Genomic DNA, 22,960 nt, shown 5'->3' on the forward strand with positions numbered 1-22,960 from the left:
GGGCAGCGGCCGGGCCAGCCGGCGGGCCGGGTCGAACGAGGGCTGGACCGGCCCGTGCCCCGGGGCCAGCCACAGCTCCTCGCCCGCGACGGCGAAGACGGCGTCGGCGGCGTCCGCGTCCAGCGCGTACGGCCCGCCGTCGGCCGCCGCGAGCGTCACCAGCGCCCGTCCGTCGGCGATCCGGGGCAGCCAGTCCTTGGCCGCCTGACCGGCCGCCGCCGTGCCACCCTCGGCGAGCGCGGCCAGCAGCACCGCGGCGGCGGCCGTCTCGGCCAGGGGCCCCGGCACGGCGTGCCGCCCCGCCGCGACATACGCCACGCCCAGTTCGACGGGCAGCGGCCCGACGCCCTCGTACGCCTCCGGTACGGCCAGTGACGTCACCCCGGCGTCGGCGAGCCGCCCCCACACCGCCCGCCCCGGCGCGTGCTCGCCGCGCGCCCAGGCCCGGACGGCGTGCGGCGTGTCGGCCCCGCCGAGCATCCGGTCCACGGTGTGGCCGAAGTCCGTCTGCGCCTGATCCAGCAGGAACCTCATCCGGGCGCCTCCTCTTCGGCCAATGGGCCCGTCACCTGCCACGGGGCGCGCCGCCTCGGCCGCGGCCACGGGCCCGTCACCCGGGCCGCCTCGGGCCGGGGCGCCTCGGGTCCGGCGGCGTGCGGTCCCGACCGCGGCCCGGACCGCGGCCCCGGCCGCGTCGGGCCCCGGTAGTCGCCCCGGGCGCGCCGGGTCCCGTCGCGGTCCGGGGGCCGCTCTCCGTACGAGGTACGTGCTCCCCGGCCGACCCTCACCGGCGCCCCTTCGGCAGGCCCAGCAGCCGCTCGGCGATGATGTCGCGCTGGATCTCGTTCGTGCCCGCGTAGATCGGGCCCGCCAGGGCGAAGGTGTAGCCGTCGGACCACGGGCCGGGCGCGTCCGGGTCGTCGGCGGCGTCGGACAGTTCGCCGTGGGGCCCCAGCAGATCCAGGGCCGTCTCGTGGAGGGCGATGTCCAGCTCCGACCAGAAGACCTTGTTCAGGCTGGACTCGGCCCCGAGCGAGCCCCCGGCGGCCAGGCGGGAGGCGCCCGCGTAGGCGAAGAGCTCATACGCGCGGGCGCCGATCACCGCGTCGGCGACCCGGTCGCGCAGCGAGGCCGCCCCGATCCCCGCGTCGCTTCCGGCCTCGCCCGCCCGCTCCCGCCACAGCGCCACCAGGCGCCGCGCCGCCGCGGTGAACCGGCCGGGGCTGCGCAGGGTCAGCCCGCGCTCGTTGCCCGCCGTGCTCATCGCGATGCGCCAACCCTGCCCCGGCTCGCCGATGACGTCCTCGTCGGGGACGAACACCTCGTCCAGGAACAGCTCGGCGAAGGCCGGCTTGCCGTCGAGGCGGCCGATGGGGCGCACGGTCACACCGGGCGCGTCCAGGGCGAACATCAGATACGTCAGCCCCCGGTGCGGCGCGTCCGCCGCCGGGTCGCTGCGGAACAGGCCGAAGGCCCGGTCGGCGAAGGCGGCCCGGGACGACCAGGTCTTCTGTCCGCTCAAGCGCCAGCCGCCGTCGGTGCGGCGGGCGGTGGAGTGCAGCGAGGCGAGGTCGGAGCCCGACTCCGGTTCGGACCACGCCTGGGCCCAGATCGTCTCGCCGCGCGCCATCGGCGGCAGGATCCGGGCGCGCTGCTCGGCGCTGCCGTGCTCGAAGAGGGTGGGGGCGAGCAGGCTGATCCCGTTCTGGCTCACCCGGCCGGGCGCGCCCGCCGCGTAGTACTCCTCCTCGAACAGCAGCCACTCGACCAGCGACGCCCCCCGGCCGCCGTACTCCTCGGGCCACGTCACCGCCGACCAGCGGTCGGCCGCGAGGGTGCGCTCCCAGGCGCGGTGTGCCGCGAACCCCTCGGCGGTCTCCAGCGAGGGCAGCGGAGCGGCGGGCGTGTGCGCGGCCAGCCACCGCCGGACCTCGGCCCGGAACGCCGACTGCCGCTCGGTGAGATCGAGGTCCATCGGCGCACCACCCCCTCCATCAGCTCCGTTGGCGGGTTCCCTAACAAGTGTTTGGTAGGTTACCGTGGCGTCGTGATGGACAACAAGGCGCCGTACGTCCCCGGCCATGGCCTCCTTACCGGTCGCACGGCCGTCATCACCGCCGCCGCGGGCGCCGGAATCGGCGGCGCCACGGCCCGCCGGTTCCTCGAGGAGGGCGCGCGTGTCGTCCTCGGCGACGCCCATGAGCGCCGGCTCAAGGAGACGGTGGCCACGCTCGCCGGGGAGTTCGGCGAGGAGCGGGTCGCCGGGCGCGTCAGCGATGTGACCGACGAGGCCCAGATCGCCGCGCTGTACGACCTCGCCGAGGAGCGCCACGGACGGCTGGACGCGGTGATCAACAACGCCGGGCTCGGCGGCACCGCCCTGCTGACCGAGATGACCGACGAGCAGTGGGACAAGGTCATCGACGTCACCCTGAACGGCACCTTCCGCTGCACCCGCGCCGCGCTGCGCCGGATGAAGGCGGGCGGCCACGGCGGCGTCGTGGTCAACAACGCCTCGGTCGTCGGCTGGCGCGCCCAGGCCGGTCAGGCCCACTACGCGGCGGCCAAGGCGGGCGTCATGGCGCTCACCCGCTGCGCCGCGGTCGAGGCCGCCGCGTACCGGGTCCGGGTCAACGCGGTCTCGCCGAGCCTGGCCATGCATCCGCACCTGGCGAAGGTCACCACCCCCGAACTGCTGGCCGCGCTCACCGAGCGCGAGGCGTTCGGCCGGTACGCCGAGCCCTGGGAGGTGGCCAACGTCATCGTCTTCCTGGCCAGCGGCTACTCGTCGTACATGACGGGCGAGACGGTGTCCGTGAGCAGCCAGCACCCATGACGCGAGAATGAGAACGTGCCGAATTCCACCAGGAACCGCGCTTCCACCGGAAACAGCGAGAAGAAGAACAGCGAGAAGAAGAACAGCGAGAAGAAGAACAGCGAGAAGAAGACGACCGTGACCCCCTCCCCCGAGCGACGGCGCGAACTGCTCTCGACCGCGGCGGAGGTCTTCGCCGCCCAGGGGTACAACGCCACCACCGTCCGCCGGATCGCGGACGAGGCGGGGATGCTCGCGGGCAGCCTCTACTACCACTTCGACTCCAAGGAGTCGATGGTCGACGAGATCCTCTCCACCTTCCTGAACGAGCTCTGGGCCGGGTACGACGCGGTGCTCGGCGCCGGCCTCGGACCCCGGGAGACCGTCGAGGCACTCGTCACCGAGTCCTTCCGGGAGATCGACCGGCACCGCGCCGCCGTCGCGATCTACCAGAAGGAGTCCCAGCACCTGTCCACGCAGCCGCGCTTCCGCTATCTCACCGAATCGCGGGGGAGGTTCGAGCGGGCGTGGCTGGGCGCGCTGGAGCGCGGGGTGGCCGAGGGGGTCTTCCGCGCCGACCTCGACATCCGGCTGGCGTACCGCTTCCTGCGCGACACGGTGTGGGTCGCCGCCTCCTGGTACCGGCCGGGAGGACGGCACAGCCCCGAGGAGATCGCCCGCCAGTATCTGTCGATGGTCCTGGACGGCATCACTCCGCGAGACGACCGCCGAGACCGGACACGACGCGAGACGCAACGACCGTAAGACCGTCATCACCTGAGAGATCTCAAGGAGCTGTCATGCCCGAGGCATACATCGTGGAAGCGGTAAGGACGCCGGTGGGGCGGCGGAAGGGCGGGTTCGCCTCCGTCCACCCCGCCGACCTCGGTGCCCACGTCCTGCGCACGCTGATGGAGCGCTCGGGCGCCGATCCGGCCGCCGTCGAGGACGTCGTCTTCGGCTGTCTGGACACGGTGGGCCCGCAGGCCGGGGACATCGCGCGCACCTGCTGGCTGGCCGCCGGGCTCCCGGAGGAGGTCCCGGGCGTGACCGTCGACCGGCAGTGCGGCTCCTCGCAGCAGGCCCTGCACTTCGCCGCGCAGGGGGTGCTCTCGGGCACCCAGGACCTGGTGGTCGCGGGCGGGGTGCAGAACATGTCGATGGTGCCCATCGGCTTCGCCAGCGGCGGGGCCGGCGAGCCCCTGGGGCTGACCGAAGGCCCCTTCGCGGGCTCGGAGGGCTGGCGGGCGCGCTACGGCGACCGGCCGGTCAGCCAGTTCTACGGAGCCGAGCTGATCGCCGAGAAGTGGGGCATCACCCGCGAGGCCATGGAGGAGTTCGCGCTCGGCTCGCACCAGCGGGCGCTGCGCGCCATCGACGAGGGCCGCTTCGACCGCGAGACCGTCCCGTTCCGGGGCGTCTCGGTGGACGAGGGGCCGCGCCGGGACACCAGCCTGGAGAAGATGGCCGCCCTCAAGCCGCTCGTCGAGGGCGGGCGGCTCACCGCCGCGCTCTCCTCCCAGGTCTCCGACGGCGCCGCGGCCCTGCTGCTCGCCTCCGAACAGGCCGTACGGGAGCACGGCTTGACCCCGCGCGCCCGGGTGCACCATCTGTCGGTGCGCGGCGAGGACCCGATCCGGATGCTGTCCGCGCCCATCCCGGCGACCGCGTACGCGCTGAAGAAGACCGGGCTGACCATCGGCGACATCGACCTGGTCGAGATCAACGAGGCGTTCGCCCCCGTCGTCCTGGCCTGGCTGAAGGAGACCGGCGCCGACCCCGAGCGGGTCAACGTCAACGGCGGCGCCATCGCCCTGGGCCACCCGCTCGGCGCCACCGGCGCCAAGCTGATGACGACCCTCCTGCACGAACTGGAGCGCACCGGCGGCCGCTACGGTCTGCAGACGATGTGTGAGGGCGGCGGCCAGGCGAACGTGACGATCGTCGAGCGGTTGTGAGGACCGCGACCACCGACTCGTCGGACGGAGTCCGGCGCAGGCGCCCGAAGCCCGTGAGGCCCCCCGGGGCCGAGCGGTGCGAGGGGGCCGTGGAGGTGGGGGTCGATGTGCGAGGGCGGCGGCCAGGCGAACGTGACGATCGTCGAGCGGTGGTGAGGACCGCGACCCCTGGCCCGACGGACGGAGTCCGGCGCATCGCCGAGCGGTGGTGAGGACTCCGACCGGACGCCTTCCCGTGGCGACCGGGCCCGGCCCCGCCGATGATGGTGCTGCTCCGAGGGCGGGACCGAGGCCGGGAGGACAGCGCCATGGCGTGCGGATCGACCAAGCTCTGGAACGGCGAGGCCACCTGGTTCTGTTGTGGCAGCGCCTGGGGTCCGTGCGCCTCCGCGGGCGGCGGCGCGTGCGGCACCTGCCGCTCCAGCGCCTTGCAGGCCGCCTGGCCCAACGCCTCCAAGGCGTGCTGGGACATCACCCGGCCGGACCTGTGCGGTGAGGACATACCCCGGCGCGGCTGCGGCTCGGTCATGAAGGTGCGCCATGACTGCTCGGGCGCGAGCGTCTGTGTCACCGTCAGCGACTGCGGCCCGCGCACCCGCAGCTTCTGCTCCGAGTCCACCTGCTGCGACGGGGTCTGCCGCACCAACCGGGTCATCGACCTCACCCCCGCCGCCTTCTCCGCCATCGGCAGCCTGAGCTCCGGCACCCTGCCGGTCTCCATCTTCGAATGAGGCGGGCCCGGCCATGAGCGCGTACCGAACCGGCGACCCCCTCGACCGCCGTCGCTTCCTCACCACCGCCGCCCTCCACGGCGCCACCGTCATCGGGGCGACCGCCCTGGGCGCCGTGGACGCCGACGCCGCCTTCGCCGCCCCGATACGCCCCCTGGACCCGGCGGTCGCGGAGAGCGCCTTCGCCGAGGGGCGGATCACCGCGATCAACGACGACGTCCTGGAGGTCGCGGGCTCCTACGGCGACCACTCCCGGGTGCGGGTCACGGGCGCCACCAGCGTCTGGAAGGCCCGGGCCACCACCGCGGCCGACATCGAGACCGGCGACGGACTCTACGCCCGCGGCGTCCCGCTGCCCGACGGCACCGTCGCCGCCGACGCGGTGTGGGTCAACATCGTGAACCTCCACACCACCATCCGCGGTATCGAGAAGACCCGGCTGCACCTCGCCCACGGGCAGCACGAGATCGTCGGCAACCTCATGGCGGAGACCACCAGCGCCGCGTACGGCACCGCCTCGCCCACCGCCGATCTGTCCCGGCTCACCATCGGGCAGAGCGCCCAGGTGCTGGGCGCATGGCGGCCGTCCGACGGCTCCGTGGACCTGGTCCGGATCGCGGTCGCCCCCGGCGCGGGGAGGCGGCGGTGAGCGCCCTGGTCCGCGACCTCGCCCCGCTGGTGCTCGCCGGGGTGCTGGGGCCGGCCGGTGCGGGGAAGCTGTTCGGCCGGGGCGCCGCCCGGCAGGCGCCGCGTACCGCGCTCGCGCGGCTGCTGCGCGACGGCGGCCGGGCCGCGCTCGCCCTCCGCGTCCTCGGCGCGGTCGAACTCCTCCTCGCCGCCGCGCTGTCGGCACCGCCCGTCACCCCGCTCCCGGGAGCGGCGGCCGCCCTCCTCGGCGCGGGCTTCCTCGGCTACCTCGGCTATGCCCGCGCCGCCGCGCCCGGCTCCTCCTGCGGCTGTACGGCGGGCCGCGACACCCCCCTCACCTGGCGCGCCTTCGTCCGCGCCGCCGCGGTCCTCGCGGGCGGGGTCGCGGCGGCCCTGGCCCAGCGGCCCTGGTGGACCGCGGCGGGCCGCCGTCCGGCCGCGGCGCTGTGCCTGGTCCTGGCCGCGGCGGCGGCCCTGACGGCACTCTCCGCCGATCCCGACCGCCGCTGGCGGATGCCGCTGCGCCGGCTGCGGCTGCGGATCACCGGGCATCCGCTCGCCGCGACCGGAGCGCCGACGGCGGTCCCGGTCGCCGCGACCGTCGAACTGCTGGAGCGCTCGCGCGCCTGGCAGAGCGTCTCCCGCGTGGTGCGCTCCGCGCTGCTGGACCACTGGGACGACGGCGGCTGGCGCATCCTCCAGTTCGCCGGGGTGTACGGGGGCGGCCCGGCCGCGAGGCCCGTGCTGGTGCTCTTCGCGGTGGACGCCGGGGCCAGCCTGGACACGGTGCGCGAACCCGCCGTCCGGGTCAGCGTCATCGACGCGGACAGCGGGGCCCCGGTCATGGCCCCGGCGTGAGGCCCGCCGAGCGGGCACCGACGGCCGCCCCGGCACCGCACACGTGTTCCGGGGGGAGTCCCGGCGGAGCTCCCGGCGGAACGTCACCACCCCGAGTAGCCTGGACGGCACTGCCCAGGTCGAGCCGGTGGCGCGGGTAGGGGAGTGGGTATGTCCGAGAATCGGTCCGCGTCCGGCTCCCGGGGGCCCAGGTCCTGGTCCTGGTGGCAGCGGCTGGAGGACGCGTTCCACCGGTCCGCGATCGGACGCGGCTGGCGCCGGGGCAGCGAATTCGAGCTGCTGCACCGTGCGATGGGCTTCGCCGCCCTGGGCTTTCTCACCCTGGTGCCCCTGCTGATCGTGGTCGCCGCGGCCGATCCGGTGAACCGGCTCGGCTTCGCCCAGTGGCTGGCCGAGGGCCTGGGGCTCACCTCGACCTCGCGGGACGAGGTGCAGCGGCTGTTCGCCCCGCCCAAGCAGGCGCTGGAGTCCACCACCGCCTTCGGTCTGGCCATGCTCGCCATCTTCGGAGCGCGCTTCGGCACGGTGCTCCAGGTGGGCTACGAGAAGGTGTGGGAGCTGCCGGCCGGCCGCTGGCACACCGTCTGGCGCCATCTGGTGTGGCTCGTGGTGCTGATCTGCTATCTGCTGCTCTCCGCCCATCTGGCGCCCGGCGTCTCCCGGGTGCTGGTGGCGGTGGTGGGCACGGTGCTCTTCTTCTGGTGGTCGCAGCGGCTGCTGCTCGGCGGGCGGATCAGCTGGGGCGCCCTGCTGCCCGGCGCGCTGGCCACCAGCGTCGGGCTGCTGGGGCTGCGGGTCTTCTCCCAGCTGGTGTTCTCCCCGCTGATCGCCTCCAGCACGGTCTCCTACGGCCCGGTCGGCACCGTCCTGGTCGTCCAGTCCTGGCTGGTCGGCGTCGGTTACGTGGTCTTCGGCGGTGCGCTCGTCGGGCGGGTGCTGCACGAGGACTATCTGCGGATGGTGGCATGGCGCCGCAAGCGGCGCCGCGACCGGGCCAGGGCGGCCGCGCCGCCGGAGTGACGCCCCGGCCCGCGATCACGCGACCCGGGCCCGCCGACGAAGGCCGCCCCCATGATCGTCAACGGCCCCGGAACGCCGTCGCCCCGGGCCGGGGGCGCCTGGCATGCTGGCGGTGTGAATGGACCCGAGATCCACGTCAGCCTCGCCCCTGAACTGCGCTTCTTCGCCGCTCCCGAGCGGCGCCGCGCCCGGACGGCCGTCGTCACCGACGGCATCTCCACCCTCGGCCATGTGGTCGAGTCGCTCGGGGTGCCGCTCACCGAGGTCGGCAGGCTGCTGGTGAACGGCGAGGAGACCGCCGTCTCGCATGTGCCGGGCGCGGGGGAGACCGTGGAGGTCCACCCGGTCGTCCGCCCGCAGCGGGTGCCGGGCGCGCCGCTGCGCTTCCTGCTCGATGTGCACCTGGGCACGCTCGCGCGGCGGCTGCGGCTGCTGGGCGTGGACGCCGCGTACGAGAGCGAGGACATCGGCGACCCCGAGCTGGCCGCGCGCTCCGCCGCCCAGCGCCGGGTGCTGCTCTCCCGCGACCGGGGGCTGCTGCGCCGCCGCGAGCTGTGGGCCGGGGCGTATGTCTACAGCGACCGGCCCGATGAGCAACTGCGCGACGTCCTCGGCCGGTTCACCCCGGGCCTGGCGCCCTGGACCCGCTGCACCGCCTGCAACGGGCCGCTGGAGGACGCCGACAAGGAGACGGTCCGGGAGCAGCTCCAGCACGGCACCCGGCGCACGTACGACGTCTTCGCGCGCTGCACGGTCTGTGGGCGGGTCTACTGGCGCGGCGCCCACCACGCCCGCCTGGAGGCCATCGTGGCCGGGGCGATGGGCGAGTTCGGCGACGCCCGGGCCGCGCTCTCCTGAGCGCCCGCTGATCGACCTCGGGATACCGGCGCTGGAGGCGGCGGTGCGCCACCACCGGAGCGATGTCCCCTCTCAGGAGACCTCGTCCTGGACGGCCTCCGGAAGCGTGGTGTGGAAGGCCGGGTGGGCGTGCAGCCGCCGCACATAGGCGCGCAGCTGCCCATGGCGGGAGACCCGGTCGGCCGCGTCGGCGTCCAGGAGGGGCCGGTGCTCGGTGTCCAGCTGGACGAGGGCCACCCACAGGTCCACATCGGCGGCGGTCAGCTCCTCGCCCAGGGCGTACGGCGCGGCCGTCAGCCCGCGGTCGAGCCGGCCGAGGGCGGTCAGCAGCCGCTCCAGCGCCGCGTCCCGGCACTCCGCCTCGGGCGCCGTCCCGGCCTGCCGGGCGGCGTGGGTGATGTCCGCGTCGAGCAGGTCCCGGAGGGCGTCGATCTCCGTGGCGAGGGCCGCCGGGCGCAGCCGGGGGCGTCCGGCTCCGCTGCCGTCGCTCAGATGGCCGGCGAGGTCGCGCAGGATGTCGGGCGTGTGATTGCTGACGACACGTCCGGTCCAGCCGTCGCACAGCGCGGGCGCGTCCACCGGTCCGCCGTAGCGGTGCCAGGTGGCCTCGTAGGCCCCGCGCAGTGCGGCGTACGCCTCGGGGGTGTCGTCCGGGAGCCCGACGAGGGTGGTGGCCACGGTGTCCCGCAGCCCGAGCAGATCGAGGGTGATGGAGACGCGCAGGGAGAGCGGACAGTTCGCGGAGAGGTAGAGGCGGTAGCGATGCGGCACCGGATAGAAGCCACCGGCGAGGTCGACGCCGATGCGGCTGCGGAAGCGGTGCGGTGGTGTGGGCGGGGCGATCCGGGGGCCGGCCGAGCAGGGGTCGGGGTCGAGAAGAGAGGCAGGACCTGAACTGAGCGGAAACGTCTCGGACATGGCTCTCCAAGCAGGTGACGAAAAGCCCCGGCCCCGCCGGGTGAGGGCGGCGCCGATGGCGCAACGGAAGAGAAGCCCGCGCGGGGCACTCGCCGGGACGGTGCCGGGACACGCACCCGGCCCCCGGCGCGCGGGGCCGCGCTCGGTGACCGTGTCGGCTCGGGCCGACTCAGACGGCTGGACTGGAGGCGCTGCAGATGCGCAGCAGATCGATGTGGAGCCGCCTGGTCAGGAGGCGGAGACGGCGGAGCGGCGGGGACAACGGCCGGGGACGCCGGCGGGCGCCGTCCCCGTGGCTGTCGGTCCTGGGCATCTCCACCGATCCCATCATCGGGGGCTCGCGAGGCAGCGAGACCGCGCTTGTCCCGTCCACGCCGACGAAACCTGGTCGTCACCCGGGGGCACCCCGTCGCGGGAGAAGGGTTGCCTGTCAACGAGCCGGGGCCGATGACCCACCTGAGCGGGGGTTCCGCACGGTGGGCGCTGACAATCGTGACCGTCCCTGACAGTGTCGTCGCGCTCCGCGAGGGCGTCAACCCATGCCGAAGTGGCCAACACCGGCCGATGGCACGGCGGATGCACGGCGCCCTGGCGCGACCGGCTCGTAAGGCGGCGCGATCGGCTCAGCGGAACGACCGGTCAGCGCCGCCGGTGTCCCGCTCGACGAGGACCATGGCCGCGTCGTCCGCGAGCCGTCCCTCGGTGTGCCGGACCAGGGCGTGGCGCAGCCGGTCCAGGTACTCGGCCGGGGTGGCGCCGTCCAGCGTCTCCATGGTCCGGTGCAGCGGAAAGAACTCGTTGTCGTCGTTGCGGGCCTCGACCACCCCGTCGGTGTGCAGCAACAGCCGGTCACCGGGCAGGAACGGAAAGGTCTCGACGCCGATCGCGGGAGGGCCGAGGAACTCCTCGAGGCCGAGGGGCGGCAGCGGGCGCGCCGGGTCCAGGGAGCGCACCTTGCGCTCGCGCATCACCAGGGGCGGCGGATGGCCGCGGTTGATCAGCTGGACCAGCGACTCGTCCGTCACCTGGGCGAGGAGCACGGTGACGAACTGCTCCTCCAGCTCCTGTGGGTCCTGCAGCTGGGAGCGGTCCAGCAGCTCGTACTCGCGCGCCAGCGCGGCCGCACAGCGGTGCATCACCTCGGCGAGGTCCCGCTCGTAGTGCACCGCCTCCCGGAAGGCGCCCACGACGGCCGCGGCGGACCGCACCGCGGCCAGCCCCTTTCCCCGTACATCGCCGACGATCAGCCGCACTCCGTAGCGGGTGCACATCGCCTCGTAGAGGTCCCCGCCGATCTGCGCACCGCGCTCGGCCGCCAGATAGACGCTGGCCGTGTTCACCACGCCCATCCGGGCGGGCAGCGGCCGCAGCACCACGTTCTGGGACACCTCGGCGATCCGGCGGATATGGGTCAGCTCGCGGTCCCGGCGCACCCGCACCGCGCTGGTCGCCACGCTCGCCACCGCCACCACCAGCAGGGCCAGCAGATTCATGTACACCTGTGGGGTGCCCCAGGCGTCGTTGTGGGTGGCGGTGATCGCGCTGACGACGCCCGCCAGCAACGCCACCCCGACGGTGCCGACCGGCCCCATGGTCACCGCCGCCAGCGCCGGCGCCGGGGAGAGCAGGGGGCCGGTGTAGAGGGTGTGCGCGGGGGAGAGCTCGATGCCGAGCACCGCCGCCAGGACCAGGAACGGCAGACACCGTGTGATCGCGAACAGCGTCTGGCTGCGACCGCTCCCCCCCGAGGCGACGCGCATGAATCGCATAATTCGGTACTTTATCCGATGAAGACCCCCGAACGGGTGCGCCCTCCACAACGCATGACGGAAGCCCCGGGCGTAGCCTGACGCTATGCCCGAGCTTCCGGACGTCGAGGGATTCCGGCGGACGCTGGCCTCCTGCGCCCAGGGCCGCCGCGTCGAGCGGGCGGAGGTGGCCGATCCGGGGGTGCTGCACGGGGTGACCGCACAGCGGCTGAAGCGTGACCTCAAGGGCCGCCGCTTCGCGGCACCGCGCCGCCACGGCAAGTGGCTGATCGCCCCCACCGACGGGCCCACGGTCGTGCTGCACTTCGGCATGACCGGGCGGCTGGTCTGCGGGGCGGAGTCCGAACCGGCCGGCCGGTTCCAGCGCGTCGCCTTCGACCTCGACGACGGCCACCGCCTCGGCTACGAGGACCAGCGCAAACTCCAGGGCATCTGGCTCGCCGCCACCGACGGCGACATCGACCGGATCATCGGCGATCAGGGCCCTGACGCGCTCTCGCTGAGCCGGGCCGATCTGGACCGGCTGCTGGCGGGGCGGCGCGGACGCGTCAAGGCCACACTGACCGACCAGGCCGTGATCGCCGGACTCGGCAATCTGCTCGGCGACGAGATCCTGTGGCACGCCCGGATCCATCCGCGGCGGCAGGCGAACGCGCTGACCGACGACGAGCGCGATCGGCTCCACGGCGCGCTGCGCGAGGTGCTGCGCGCCTCGGTGCGGGCGGGGCGGGTGCCGGACGACCCGGACTGGCTCACCGGGCGGCGCGACGATCCGGACCCGCACTGCCCCCGCTGCGGCAATCCGCTGCGCCACGGCCGGATCGCGGGGCGGACCAGCCTGTGGTGCCCCCACTGCCAGCGGGAGGACGCCTGACGCCCGCCCGCGTCAGATGCGCCCCCGCCGCTCCCGATGTGCCCGGTCAGGACATGTAGGCCGTGTAGGACATCACATCGCCCGCCTTCACCCGGTACTCGGGATCGTCCTCGGTGACCGTCTCCTCGACGTCCAGCACCCGGCCGTCGTCCGGGTCGAGGACGATCAGGTAACGGCCCCCGGGGGTGCCGGTGAACCGGAATCCCTGCCCCTCCCGGCCGAGCCGGTCGGTGACCTTGCCCGCCGGGCGCATCCCCTCGATCCCGGACAGCAGGGTGACGATGTCCGCCCGCTGGCGCGGTCCCGGGGTCCACACCCTGAGGAAGGACTGGATGGCCGAGAGCAGCTCCACCGGATCGCGGTCCGCGCCCGGGGACCAGACGGCGAGATACGCGCGCAGCGCCGAGGCACCGGCCGGAGGGTCCTCGAAGTAGCTCTGGTTGGCGCCGTAGATCCCGGGCGGATAGTGGTCCTCGCTCAGCACCTTGCCGTCGTGGACCGTGCGCGGCGGGGGGCCGTCCTCGATCACCGGGCGGCCCGGATGGCGCGGATCGGTGGCCACCTCCAGCGTGGAACCGCTGCCGTCCGCGTTCCAGCGGGTCAGCGACTCCCGGGGCAGCGTCACCGCGTCCTCGCCCGACTTCATGCCCAGCGCCCAGCTCTGGAAATGGCTGCCCCGCTCGCTCTTCCCCGGGGACTCCTCGGCCGCCGCCCGCGTCCGCCGGACGATCTCGGCGAGCGGTACGTCCGCCCGGGAGGCATGCGCCACCAGCGGCAGTGGCCTGGGCGCGGCCACGGCGGGGGAGGAGCCGGTGCCCGAGACGGTCAGCGCCAGGGCGACGACCGTCGCGGCCGCCGCGGCCCCCAGGCCCCAGACCGCGCGCCGCCGGACGGTACGGCGCCGCCGGTCCCGGGACGGCAGCCGCCGCAGCAGCAGCTCGGCCCGCCCGTCCAGCGGCCGGTCCCGCCAGGGGCCGCTGTCGGCGGACACGGGGTTGGCCTCGCGGAGCAGATCCAGTTCGTCGGTCATGCGTGTCCATCCTTGTCGGCCCTGTCAGCCCTCTGGGCCCTGTCGCCCTTGCCGCTCGTGCACCCCAGCGAGACCCGTTCGTCCCGGCGCAGGGTCTCTATCTGCTCCCGCAGCCGCCGCCGCGCCCGGTGCAGCCGCATCGCCGCGGCGGACCGGCCGCACCCCAGCACGGTGCTGAGCTCCTCGACGGTCAGCTCCTCCCACGCCGTCAGCCGCAGCACCTCCTGGTCGGCCTCGGCGAGTCGGGACAGCGCCTCCAGCACCCAGGAGCCCGGCCGCTCCGCGTCCGGGCTGGCCACGGTGCGCCCGCCGCGCGTCACCTCGTGGTGGCCCAGCTTGACCAGCAGCCGGCGGTAACGGCCCTTGCCGCGCACCGTGTTGGCCAGACAGTGCCGGGCCACTCCGTACAGCCACGGCAGTGGTGACTCGGGCAGTTCGGCCCGGCGCCGCCAGGCCACCGCGAAGACCTCGGCGACCACTTCCTCGACGTCCCATGCCTGATCGTCCAGGCGCCGTGCCACAAAACGGCTGACCGCCCAGTAATGCTCACGGTAGGCGGCGTCGAAGGCGTCGTCGGTGCTCATGATCCGAAGGTGTCCGGCACACCACGGATCATCACACCTCTCGGCGGGCAATTCTGACCGGCCGTCGGAGTGACGATCCACGGGGTGTCGGACACCTAGCGGTCATGAGGAACAACACCGTTGTCGCGGCGGCGCCGGCCGCCCCGCCGTCGCGCCGCCCCGGGCCGGGGGCCACGGCCGTGAAATGGCTGACCACCACCGATCACAAGACGATCGGCACGCTCTACCTGGTCACCTCGTTCGCCTTCTTCTGCATCGGCGGGGTGATGGCGCTGCTGATGCGCGCCGAGCTGGCCCGGCCGGGTATCCAGATCATGTCGAACGAGCAGTTCAACCAGGCGTTCACCATGCATGGCACGATCATGCTGCTGATGTTCGCCACCCCGCTGTTCGCGGGGTTCGCCAACTGGATCATGCCGCTGCAGATCGGTGCGCCCGATGTGGCGTTCCCGCGGCTGAACATGCTGGCGTACTGGCTGTACCTCTTCGGTTCGCTGATCGCGGTGGGCGGGTTCCTGACCCCGCAGGGCGCGGCCGACTTCGGCTGGTTCGCCTACTCCCCGCTGTCGGACGCGGTCCGCTCGCCCGGTGCGGGCGCGGACATGTGGATCATGGGTCTGGCCCTGTCCGGCTTCGGCACCATCCTCGGCTCGGTCAACTTCATCACCACGATCATCTGCATGCGCGCCCCCGGCATGACGATGTTCCGCATGCCCATCTTCACCTGGAATGTGCTGCTGACCGGTGTGCTGGTGCTGCTGGCCTTTCCGGTGCTCGCGGCGGCGCTGTTCGCCCTGGAGGCGGACCGCCAATTCGGGGCGCACATCTTCGACGCGGCCAATGGCGGGGCGCTGCTCTGGCAGCATCTCTTCTGGTTCTTCGGCCATCCGGAGGTCTACATCATCGCGCTGCCGTTCTTCGGCATCATCTCCGAGGTCATTCCGGTGTTCTCCCGCAAGCCGATGTTCGGCTATGTCTCGCTCATCGCGGCGACGATTTCCATCGCGGGCCTTTCGGTCACCGTCTGGGCGCACCACATGTATGTCACCGGCGGTGTGCTGCTGCCGTTCTTCTCCTTCATGACGTTCCTGATCGCCGTGCCGACCGGTATCAAGTTCTTCAACTGGATCGGCACGATGTGGAAGGGTTCACTGAGCTTCGAGACCCCGATGCTCTGGGCGACCGGCTTCCTCATCACCTTCGTCTTCGGCGGTCTGACCGGTGTGATCCTGGCGTCGCCGCCGATGGACTTCCACGTCTCGGACACCTACTTCGTGGTCGCCCACTTCCACTACGTCATCTTCGGCACCGTGGTCTTCGCCATGTTTGCCGGATTCCACTTCTGGTGGCCCAAGTTCACCGGCAAGATGCTCGACGAACGGCTGGGGAAGATCACCTTCTGGACCCTCTTCCTGGGCTTCCACGGCACGTTCCTGGTGCAGCACTGGCTCGGCGCCGAGGGAATGCTCCGCAGAATTCCCGACTATCTGGCGGCCGACGGCTTCACCACCCTGAACACCATCTCGACCATCAGCTCCTTCGTCCTCGGCCTGTCGTTCCTGCCCTTCCTCTACAACGTCTGGAAGACTGCCAAGTACGGCGAGAAGGTCGTCACCGACGACCCCTGGGGGTATGGACGTTCGCTGGAATGGGCGACCTCCTGCCCGCCGCCGCGCCATAACTTCGTCAGCCTGCCGAAGATCCGTTCCGAATCCCCCGCGTTCGATCTGCACCATCCCGATGTCGGCCAGAAGGAGAGTGTGGCGTGAGTATGGCCAGAGCCGCCGAGCCCCCCGGTACCGCCGCCGGAATCAACCAGATCGAGGGCTATCTGCTGCTGCGGAGCGAGCGGGAGGCGGCCCGGGAGCGGGCCCGCCGCCTCACCGACCGGCTCGACTGGCTGACCTCCGCCCAGCGGGCGGAGGTCGAGCGGGCCTACGTCCAGGACCAGCTGGCCGTCACCGAGCAGACCCTGCGCACGGTGGTGCGGCGCTGTGAGGAGCTGCGGGCGGAGTACCAGGAGGTCTACCGCACACTGCGCCACCGGCTGCTGCTGGCCTGCCTCCTCGGGGCCGCGGCCCTCGCCGGCGGCCTCGCCGCCGCCCTCACCGTGCGATAGGCCTTTTCCCCGCCGGGGCCGTCTCGGTCGGGACCGGAACCATCCCCGAGCCGGGGCCGAAGTCGAACCAGGCCGCGGGCGCGTCGCCCAGCGCCTGGCCGGTGTAGTCGTTCCAGAGGTCGGCGACCCGCTGGACACCGGCGTTCTTCAAGGGGATCTGCTTCCGCGTCTCCGCGTCCTCGCCGAAGAGGGCGATCGCGGTGACCAGGTCCGGGGTGTAACCGACGTACCAGGCGGCCCGCTTGTCGTCGGAGACCCCGCCCTTGCCCGCGGAGGGCCGCTTGACGGCGCGTACCGCGGTCGCTCCGCCGTTCTCGATGAGGCTCCGGGTGATCAGCTGGGCGGCCGCGGGGGCGATCGCCTGGTCGCCCACCGCCTTCGGCGGCCCGGCCGTCTCGTCTCCGCGCCGCGCGGACTTCACGATGCTCGGGGTGACCCGCTTGCCCTGGTGGTCGAACGAGGCGTAGACACCGGCCATCCTCAGCGGGCTCGAGCCCATCAGCCCCAGCCCGACCGACTCCTTGGTGGCGAAGCCGCCGCCGTCGGTGTCCATGCCCAGCGCCCCGGCGGCGCGCTTGACCTCCGGCAGTCCGCCGGCGGTGGCCCCGTTCCGCATCTTGGCGTCCAGGGACGCGGCGGTGCGGACCGGTTCGAAGACGGACCCCACCTGGTAGTCGCCACGGGTCGCGTTGGACAGGTAGTGCCGGGTGTAGTCCCGGCCGCCGTAGAGCGCGACGATCCGCCCGTTCCTCGGGTCCACCGAGACCGCGCCGCCCTGGGTGGCGGCCGCATCCGCGCGGGCCCGCTTGCCCTTGGCGGAGCCGTCGAGGCCCCGGTGCATCGTCTCCTCCAGCGCCCGTTGTTTGTCCGGATCGACGTTGAGGGTGATGGTCCAGCCGCCCGCGGCGAGTTCCTGCTCGCTGACGCCCGAGGCGATCAGCTCGTTGCGGGCCGCGTCCACGAGATAGCCGGCCTGGCCGCCGAGGCCGGGGGCGGGCTCGGGGTCCACCGGCACGGGGAAGCGCATCCGCTTCCGCTGCGCGGGGTCCAGCCAGTGCATGTCGACCATGTTGTCCAGCACGTAGTTCCAGCGCCGGGTGACCAGGCGCTTCGCCTTGGGGCTCGCGACGGCCCAGTCGTACTGGCTGGGGGCCTGCACCAGCGCCGCCAGATACGCGCCCTGCTCGACGGTGAGGTCGTCCACGTCCTTGTCGTAGTACGCGCGGGCGGCGGCCTGGACGCCGTAGGCGACGCGGCCGAAGTAGCTGGTGTTCAGATACCCCGCGAGGATGTCCTCCTTGGAGTTGTTCTGGTCGACCTTGAGGGAGATCACCAGCTCCTTGATCTTGCGGGTGGCGGTCTGCTCCTGGCTCAGGTAGTAGTTCTTGACGTACTGCTGGGTGATGGTCGAGCCGCCCTGGGTGCCCTTGCCGGTCACGGTGTTGACCAGCCCCCGCAGGATGCCCATCGGGTCCACGCCGGAGTCCTTGTAGAAGGACTTGTTCTCGGCCGCCACGAACGCGTGCTGGACACCCGTGGGCACCCGGTCCAGGGTGACCATCTCGCGGTTGATCTCACCGGTGCGGGCGAGGATCGTGCCGTCGCTGAACTTGTAGACGTTGCTCTGCGCCTTCGCCTGGGCGTTGGCCTTGGGGATGTCGATGGAGTAGTAGAGCACCGTGAACGCCCCGATCAGCAGCGCGCACAGGCCGGCCACATAGGCGAGTAGCTTCCGCCAGGTGAAGAACCGCCGGATGCCGGTCCGCTTCCGCTTGCCGTGTCCTCTCGCTCCGCGCCTTCGGCCCGGGGGTCTGGTGTCCCGCGGCGTCTGCTCCGAGTCCGGTGTGAACCGTACGCGTAGTGCCGTGAGGGGACCTGCCATGCCGATTGCTCCTCCGTCGATCCCGGCCGCGAGGTTGCGCACGGGTCGGCGCCATCCTCCTCAGCGAAGATCTTCGGAACCGCAACGGGCGGTCTCGGCGGGGGCTCGGCCGCGTCTCGACTTCCGCTCGACCGTGTATCAGCCGTGTATCGGTCCGGGCTCCGGCGATCCGGACTGCTCGGGCCGCTCGGGCAGGCGCAGGGTGGCGACCGCGCCGCCGTCCGGTGCGTTGCCGAACTCCAGCGTGGCGCCGATGACCTGAGCCTGTCCGGCCGCGATGGTCAGCCCGAGGCCATGGCCCCGGCCGCGCTCCCGGACCCCGGTGCGGAACCGCTGCGGGCCCTTCTCCAGCAGATCGTCCGGGAAGCCGGTGCCGTGGTCGCGCACCGTCACGGTCCGGCCGTCCGCCGCCACCGTCACCTCGACCGGTTCGCGGCCGTGGCGATGGGCGTTGACCACGAGGTTGGCGACGATACGGGTCAGCCGACGGGGATCCGTCCACACCTTCGGGCCGTCCGCGACGTCCTGCTCTCCGGTGTCCTCGCGGTCCCGCCGCCCGGTGTCGTCCGCCGCGCCGGTCCGCAGCCGCGCCGCCAGCCCGGTGCCCGCGATGGCCTCCTCGAGCACCGGCCCCAGGGGGCAGGGGGACAGATCGGCCTCCTCCGCCCCCGCGTCCAGCCGGGAGATCTCCAGCAGATCCTCGACCAGCGTGCTCAGCACCCGCACCCGGTCGCGCACATACCCGGCCGCCTCGCCCGGCGGGAGCAGCTCGGCGGCGGTGACCAGGCCCATCAGCGGAGTGCGCAGCTCATGCGCCACATCGGCGGTGAACCGTTGCTCGTCGAGCAGCCGCTCCTGCAGCGCGGCGGCCATCGAGTCCACGGCCCCGGAGATCTCGGCGATCTCGTCGTGCGGGCGGGTGGCGGGGGAGATCCGGGCGTCCAGGTCCCCGGCCGCGATCCGCCGCGCGGTGGCCGCCGCCAGCCGCAGCCGCCGGCTCATCCGCTCGGCGGTCAGGATGCCCAGCGGCAGCACCACGGCGGTGGTCATCAGCCCGGCCAGGATGATGTTGGTGTCCAGCGCACCGATGTCGCGCATCGTGGTGCTCATGTCGAGGCGTACGGACAGGACTTGGTCATCGGCGGGCCGGGCCGCCCACATCGCGGGCCCGCCCGGGCCGGTGGTGAACTCGGTGCCCTGATGGCCCCTTTCCACCAGGCGCCGCAGATCCCCGGGGAGCCCGGGCGCGTCCAGCACCGCGCCGGAGCCCTGGAGGCCGCCGGTGCGGGCGTAGATGACCGCGGCGCGGTCGAGCGTGGTCCGCGCCCCGTCGCGCGCCTGGGACAGTTCGCGGTCGCGCGAGGCGTTGTGCACCAGGACGCCCACCGCGGCCGCGGCGGCACAGGTCGCCGCCGCCACCAGGGCGACGATCCGCCATCTCAGCGTCATCGTCAGCGCCGCAGCTTGTAGCCGAAGCCGCGGACCGTCTCGATCCGTTCGGCGCCTATCTTGGCCCGCAGCCGCTGCACATGGAGGTCGACCACACGGGTGTCGCCCTGCCACGCGTGGTCCCAGACCCGGCTGAGCAGCGTCCGGCGCTCCAGCACCACACCGGGCGAGCCGGCGAACTCCAGCAGCATCCGCAGTTCGGTGGGGGTCAGGGCCAGCGGTTCTCCCGCGCGGCGCACCTCCATGCCGCGGGTGTCGATGGACAGATCGCCGAAGACGAGGGTGTCGGGACCGGCCGCGCCGTCCGCGTCCGGAGCCCCGCCGCCCGCCTCGGCGCGCGGGGCGCGGGCCACCGGGGTGAAGGAGGCGCGGCGCAGCAGCGAGCGGATACGGGCCACCAGGACCGCGCTCTCGCACGGCTTGACCACGTAGTCGTCGGCGCCCGCCTCGAGACCGGAGACCACGTCCAGGGAGTCACCGCGCGCGGACATCATCAGGATCGGCGCCAGGCTGAACTCGCGGACCCGGCGGCACAGCCCGATGCCGTCCAGCTCGGGCAGCATCACATCCAGCAGCAGCAGATCGGGCTGTCTCTCCCGGAAGATCTCCAGCCCGGTGAGGCCGTCGCCCGCGGTGGACACGGTGAAGCCGTACCGCTCCAGGGCCATCCGCACCGTATTGCGGATCACCTCGTCGTCCTCGACGAGCAGCAGATGCGCCTCGGTCGGGGAGCCGGGGCCGGGCGGGGTGAAGGCGGTGGTCATCGCGTGGTCCTCGTCTCCGTACGGGTGCCCGTGTCCGCCGCTGTGCCGGTGCTGCTCGGCGCGGCCTCCGGTGCGGCGCCGGGGGCGGCGGGCCGGGCGGCCGCGCCCTCCTCCGGGATGGGGGCCAGGGTGGCCGCGCCGCCCTCCGGGACGGGGGTACGGGTGGCCGTGCCGTCCTCGGGCGTCACGGCGGCCATGACGGTGCCGTTCCAGCGGAAGCGGGTGGTGACCCGGCCGTCCTCGCCGATCGCGGAGATCAGCAGATCGCGGCCGAAGGTTTCGCCGGTGAGCCCGGGCGGGCCCCAGTAGATCAGCACGGGGCGGACCGTGCGGCCCGAGGCGGTGTAGACCTGAAGCAGCGTCCGCTCGAACGCCGGCAGATCGGCCGCCACCACCAGTTCGTCCCGGCCGTCGCCGGTCAGATCGCGGTGGACGGTCTCCCGCAGCGGGCAGTAGCCGCCGTCCGGGCACAGGGAGACCTCCTTCTGCACAACCTCCGGCACATTGGGGTCGTGGAGCAGCAGGTTCTGCGCGGACAGGGCGGCCAGGCCGCCCGAGGGCACCTTGACCTTGTCCACCGGCAGATAGCGGGCGAAGTCGGGCTTCTGGCGGGGCGAGGTCACGGCCGAGGGGGTGTACCGCGGCCACAGCGGAACCGCGCTGGCCGGCGCCGACAGCGAGGGCGCCGCGCCGTCGTCCCGCACCCCGGCCTGGGCCGCGCACCCCGCGGCGGTCACGGCGGCGCACGCGGCCACCACGGCGGGCAGGAGGCCGCGGGGCAGCCTGGGGCGGGGGCGTCGTCGCGCGGTGCGCGAACCGGTGGGGAGTGAACGCATGGCCGTCTCAGCCTACTGAGCGACGGAGGCGCGCCACGCGGGACCCGTGGGGTATCGGCCGGGTGGCGGGAGCCGTGGCGTATCGGCCGGGTGGCCGAAGACGACAGGCCCGGGGCGGTGCCGCCCCGGGCCTGTTCGGCATGACGCGCCGTCACATGAGGTGCGCTACTTGATGAATTCCGGGCGAACGCGGGCCGGCCAGGTGCCGACGGTCAGCACGCCGGCCGCGTAGGCACGCGAGACCAAGGCCGCCCGGTTGGGTGCCTTCATCTTCCGCAACATGGATCCCACGTGGTATTCGACGCCCTGTCTGCTGAGGTAGAGCTTGGCGGCCATCTGCACGGTCGACGCGCCGGTGGCCACCCCCTCGAGTATCCGTGCCTCCAGCGGCGACAGCAGCTTCTGGCTGGTGGGAGTCGGTTCCTCCTCTGGTCGTTCGTCATCCGGTTTGACCATCACGACGATGGCCGCGAGCCGGTCGGACCGGCCCTGGATGGCCGTGCCGGTCAGCTTGCCCGAGAACACCCGGCCCCGTGAGTGGTAGCCGAGGACGCGCTCGGTGAAGCGGGTGCGCCGGCCGTCGTGCAGCCGTGAGAAGTGTTCCCGCAGGACGGAGGGGGCGCTGGGGTGCAGCAGGTCGAACAGGCTGCGGCCGCACAACTCGGCGGACGACGCGCCGAAGTGTCGGAAGAAGTCCTCGTCCCCGGCCACCACATGGAGGTCGGGGGCGAGTGTGGCCATTCCGGTGGCGTGCCGCGAGGCGGCGGGCACTGCCTGTCCGGGCACTCGAGGGGCACTCTGAGCGCTGTGGGGGAGGGCCAAGAGGAGTCACCGCTTTCGGTCGGTTCGTGACGGAGTGGTCAGTCCGTCTCGGGTGAACCCCCAGGTGACGGAGGGTTGGCGCATCGCGGCCACGCAATGCGCCGGACCCCAGGGGGAATTCAGTGACGGGTGTTAGGTCCGCTTCCTGGTGTATACCAACGCTACGGTGACCGTGGGGTGCCCGTTTCCGGCAGAGTTCTGCCCGTTTCTTGACCGCTTTGCGGGTGGAATCGACACGGCGCGAAGCCGCTGGTCGAAACGTTACGCCGCGGCCTTGGCGGACTTCCGCGTCCGCGAACGGCTCCCGGAGCGGGCGCTCCTCGAACTCGATCGACCCGCGGTGCGGCCCTCGCCGCGACCCGCGCCGCGCTCCTCGGACGGCTCGGCCATGATGCCGCCCTTGCGTAGCACCGCGTAACCGACTCCGATGCCGACGGCCACCGGCCATTCGATGACCTCCACGGCGCCCAGCGCGCCGAGCCCCACGTACAGCGGGAGTCCGCCCTTGGCGGGCAGTACCCGGCGGGCCATCTCGATCGGCTTCATCGCCGCCCTCGCCGCGCCACCGGTCGCACGGGTGGTGGCGTGGCCGACCGTTCCGAAGGTCTCCTTCGTGGCGTGGCCCATGGTGTCCAGGGTTTCCCTGGTGGCGTGCCCGACGGTGTCGAACCCCTCCTTCGTGGCGTGGCCCATGGCGTTGAACGTGGGCACCGTGACGGTCAGGCGGCGCTTGCCGTCGCTGCGCGATGTCTCCATGGGGCCCTTGGCGGCCTTCGCCGTCCGCTGCCGCTGTGTGGTCTTCGACGGCCTGGTGGACTTCGTCGTCCTCTTGGCCTGCGAGGGCTTCGAGGTGGCCGACGTGATCTGGGACTTCGTCGTCGACTTGCCGCCGCGCGCCGGCGATGCCGTCTTCTTCGCGGCGGTCGGGGAACTGCGCTTGCGTGAAGTAGAGGGAGTGGTCACTGGTCTCACGTCCACACGGTGATGACGGATGGAATCTTCTTCCCTTTTCAGGGTAATAGGGA

24 protein-coding genes and 1 riboswitch are annotated in these 22,960 nt (G+C 72.9%); of the genes, 12 read left to right on the forward strand and 12 right to left on the reverse strand.

All coding sequences use genetic code 11. From position 1 onward, the window contains the following. Together IEJ02_RS23490 and IEJ02_RS23495 are read right to left on the reverse strand one after the other, a co-directional pair. Nucleotides 1–534 (reverse strand): acyl-CoA dehydrogenase family protein (locus tag IEJ02_RS23490; protein WP_191066676.1); only part of this gene is annotated, 534 nt, incomplete at its 3' end. A gap of 250 nt (nucleotides 535–784) precedes the next feature. Further along, nucleotides 785–1,975, reverse strand: a complete 1,191-nt coding sequence (locus tag IEJ02_RS23495) for an acyl-CoA dehydrogenase family protein (protein ID WP_191066677.1) — start codon at nucleotides 1,973–1,975, stop codon at nucleotides 785–787. Between the two features lie 75 nt (nucleotides 1,976–2,050). Here IEJ02_RS23495 and IEJ02_RS23500 point away from each other — a divergent pair, with 75 nt between their 5' ends. The 8 genes from IEJ02_RS23500 (at nucleotide 2,051) to IEJ02_RS23535 (ending at nucleotide 8,888) form a co-directional block, all read left to right on the forward strand. After that, on the forward strand, nucleotides 2,051–2,836 hold the full coding sequence (locus IEJ02_RS23500; RefSeq protein WP_191066766.1) for an SDR family oxidoreductase: 786 nt from the start codon (nucleotides 2,051–2,053) through the stop codon (nucleotides 2,834–2,836). A gap of 117 nt (nucleotides 2,837–2,953) precedes the next feature. Then, nucleotides 2,954–3,580, forward strand: coding sequence for a TetR/AcrR family transcriptional regulator (locus IEJ02_RS23505; RefSeq protein WP_191066767.1), 627 nt, complete (start codon nucleotides 2,954–2,956; stop codon nucleotides 3,578–3,580). A 35-nt stretch (nucleotides 3,581–3,615) separates the two neighbouring features. Then, nucleotides 3,616–4,773 (forward strand): acetyl-CoA C-acetyltransferase, encoded by a 1,158-nt coding sequence (locus IEJ02_RS23510; protein ID WP_191066678.1) that lies wholly within the window; start codon nucleotides 3,616–3,618, stop codon nucleotides 4,771–4,773. 308 nt (nucleotides 4,774–5,081) lie between these two features. Continuing rightward, entirely contained in the window at nucleotides 5,082–5,504 is a 423-nt protein-coding gene (locus IEJ02_RS23515) for a septal ring lytic transglycosylase RlpA family protein (RefSeq protein WP_044567887.1), read from the forward strand. A gap of 13 nt (nucleotides 5,505–5,517) precedes the next feature. After that, nucleotides 5,518–6,153, forward strand: coding sequence for a cell wall protein (locus IEJ02_RS23520; RefSeq protein WP_191066679.1), 636 nt, complete (start codon nucleotides 5,518–5,520; stop codon nucleotides 6,151–6,153). Further along, complete coding sequence (locus IEJ02_RS23525) at nucleotides 6,150–7,010, forward strand: MauE/DoxX family redox-associated membrane protein (protein ID WP_137981415.1); 861 nt, start codon at nucleotides 6,150–6,152, stop codon at nucleotides 7,008–7,010. Before IEJ02_RS23520 ends, IEJ02_RS23525 begins: the two co-directional genes overlap by 4 nt. Before the next feature lie 150 nt (nucleotides 7,011–7,160). Beyond that, nucleotides 7,161–8,030: a YhjD/YihY/BrkB family envelope integrity protein gene (locus IEJ02_RS23530; RefSeq protein ID WP_191066680.1), complete on the forward strand. Its 870-nt coding sequence runs from the start codon at nucleotides 7,161–7,163 to the stop codon at nucleotides 8,028–8,030. Between the two features lie 114 nt (nucleotides 8,031–8,144). Next, nucleotides 8,145–8,888: a Mut7-C RNAse domain-containing protein gene (locus IEJ02_RS23535; protein WP_191066681.1), complete on the forward strand. Its 744-nt coding sequence runs from the start codon at nucleotides 8,145–8,147 to the stop codon at nucleotides 8,886–8,888. A 72-nt stretch (nucleotides 8,889–8,960) separates the two neighbouring features. On the opposite strand, the gene IEJ02_RS23540 is transcribed toward IEJ02_RS23535, so the two are convergent. Together IEJ02_RS23540 and IEJ02_RS23545 are read right to left on the reverse strand one after the other, a co-directional pair. Continuing rightward, complete coding sequence (locus tag IEJ02_RS23540; RefSeq protein ID WP_191066682.1) at nucleotides 8,961–9,806, reverse strand: glutathione S-transferase C-terminal domain-containing protein; 846 nt, start codon at nucleotides 9,804–9,806, stop codon at nucleotides 8,961–8,963. 351 nt (nucleotides 9,807–10,157) lie between these two features. Then, nucleotides 10,158–10,304: riboswitch (SAM riboswitch) on the reverse strand. 125 nt (nucleotides 10,305–10,429) lie between these two features. Beyond that, the gene (locus IEJ02_RS23545) at nucleotides 10,430–11,575 is read right to left on the reverse strand and encodes a PP2C family protein-serine/threonine phosphatase (protein WP_191066683.1); all 1,146 of its coding nucleotides are present in this window, start codon (nucleotides 11,573–11,575) and stop codon (nucleotides 10,430–10,432) included. Nucleotides 11,576–11,660: 85 nt separating this feature from the next. On the opposite strand from IEJ02_RS23545, the gene IEJ02_RS23550 reads away from it, so the two are divergent. Further along, nucleotides 11,661–12,449: an Fpg/Nei family DNA glycosylase gene (locus IEJ02_RS23550; RefSeq protein WP_191066684.1), complete on the forward strand. Its 789-nt coding sequence runs from the start codon at nucleotides 11,661–11,663 to the stop codon at nucleotides 12,447–12,449. Nucleotides 12,450–12,495: 46 nt separating this feature from the next. On the opposite strand, the gene IEJ02_RS23555 is transcribed toward IEJ02_RS23550, so the two are convergent. Together IEJ02_RS23555 and IEJ02_RS23560 are read right to left on the reverse strand one after the other, a co-directional pair. Continuing rightward, the gene (locus IEJ02_RS23555; protein WP_191066685.1) at nucleotides 12,496–13,479 is read right to left on the reverse strand and encodes a CU044_5270 family protein; all 984 of its coding nucleotides are present in this window, start codon (nucleotides 13,477–13,479) and stop codon (nucleotides 12,496–12,498) included. Further along, a complete protein-coding gene (locus IEJ02_RS23560; protein WP_191066686.1) occupies nucleotides 13,476–14,063 on the reverse strand; it encodes an RNA polymerase sigma factor in 588 nt (195 codons plus the stop codon). Before IEJ02_RS23560 ends, IEJ02_RS23555 begins: the two co-directional genes overlap by 4 nt. Before the next feature lie 104 nt (nucleotides 14,064–14,167). Here IEJ02_RS23560 and ctaD point away from each other — a divergent pair, with 104 nt between their 5' ends. Both ctaD and IEJ02_RS23570 read left to right on the forward strand, forming a co-directional pair. Then, entirely contained in the window at nucleotides 14,168–15,832 is a 1,665-nt protein-coding gene (gene ctaD / locus IEJ02_RS23565; protein WP_191066687.1) for an aa3-type cytochrome oxidase subunit I, read from the forward strand. Between the two features lie 2 nt (nucleotides 15,833–15,834). Next, nucleotides 15,835–16,182, forward strand: coding sequence for a hypothetical protein (locus IEJ02_RS23570; protein WP_223864319.1), 348 nt, complete (start codon nucleotides 15,835–15,837; stop codon nucleotides 16,180–16,182). Here the strand turns inward: IEJ02_RS23570 and IEJ02_RS23575 are convergent. The 6 genes from IEJ02_RS23575 to IEJ02_RS23600 form a co-directional block, all read right to left on the reverse strand. Continuing rightward, a complete protein-coding gene (locus tag IEJ02_RS23575) occupies nucleotides 16,169–18,064 on the reverse strand; it encodes a transglycosylase domain-containing protein (protein WP_191066689.1) in 1,896 nt (631 codons plus the stop codon). The genes IEJ02_RS23570 and IEJ02_RS23575 overlap by 14 nt on opposite strands. A gap of 138 nt (nucleotides 18,065–18,202) precedes the next feature. Then, complete coding sequence (locus tag IEJ02_RS23580; RefSeq protein ID WP_191066690.1) at nucleotides 18,203–19,513, reverse strand: sensor histidine kinase; 1,311 nt, start codon at nucleotides 19,511–19,513, stop codon at nucleotides 18,203–18,205. 2 nt (nucleotides 19,514–19,515) lie between these two features. Next, a complete protein-coding gene (cseB, locus tag IEJ02_RS23585; protein ID WP_191066691.1) occupies nucleotides 19,516–20,277 on the reverse strand; it encodes a two-component system response regulator CseB in 762 nt (253 codons plus the stop codon). Further along, entirely contained in the window at nucleotides 20,274–21,113 is an 840-nt protein-coding gene (locus tag IEJ02_RS23590; protein ID WP_191066692.1) for a hypothetical protein, read from the reverse strand. Before IEJ02_RS23590 ends, cseB begins: the two co-directional genes overlap by 4 nt. 165 nt (nucleotides 21,114–21,278) lie before the next feature. Next, nucleotides 21,279–21,854: a helix-turn-helix transcriptional regulator gene (locus IEJ02_RS23595; protein WP_165556366.1), complete on the reverse strand. Its 576-nt coding sequence runs from the start codon at nucleotides 21,852–21,854 to the stop codon at nucleotides 21,279–21,281. A 342-nt stretch (nucleotides 21,855–22,196) separates the two neighbouring features. Further along, the gene (locus IEJ02_RS23600) at nucleotides 22,197–22,691 is read right to left on the reverse strand and encodes a hypothetical protein (RefSeq protein WP_191066693.1); all 495 of its coding nucleotides are present in this window, start codon (nucleotides 22,689–22,691) and stop codon (nucleotides 22,197–22,199) included. Here IEJ02_RS23600 and IEJ02_RS23605 point away from each other — a divergent pair. After that, entirely contained in the window at nucleotides 22,690–22,920 is a 231-nt protein-coding gene (locus tag IEJ02_RS23605) for a hypothetical protein (RefSeq protein ID WP_191066694.1), read from the forward strand. The two genes, IEJ02_RS23600 and IEJ02_RS23605, sit on opposite strands and share 2 nt — an antisense overlap. The last annotated feature ends 40 nt before the right edge of the window (nucleotides 22,921–22,960 follow it).

The sequence above is a fragment of the Streptomyces sp. 5-10 genome (genome assembly GCF_014712245.1).
GTDB lineage: Bacteria > Actinomycetota > Actinomycetes > Streptomycetales > Streptomycetaceae > Streptomyces > Streptomyces violaceusniger.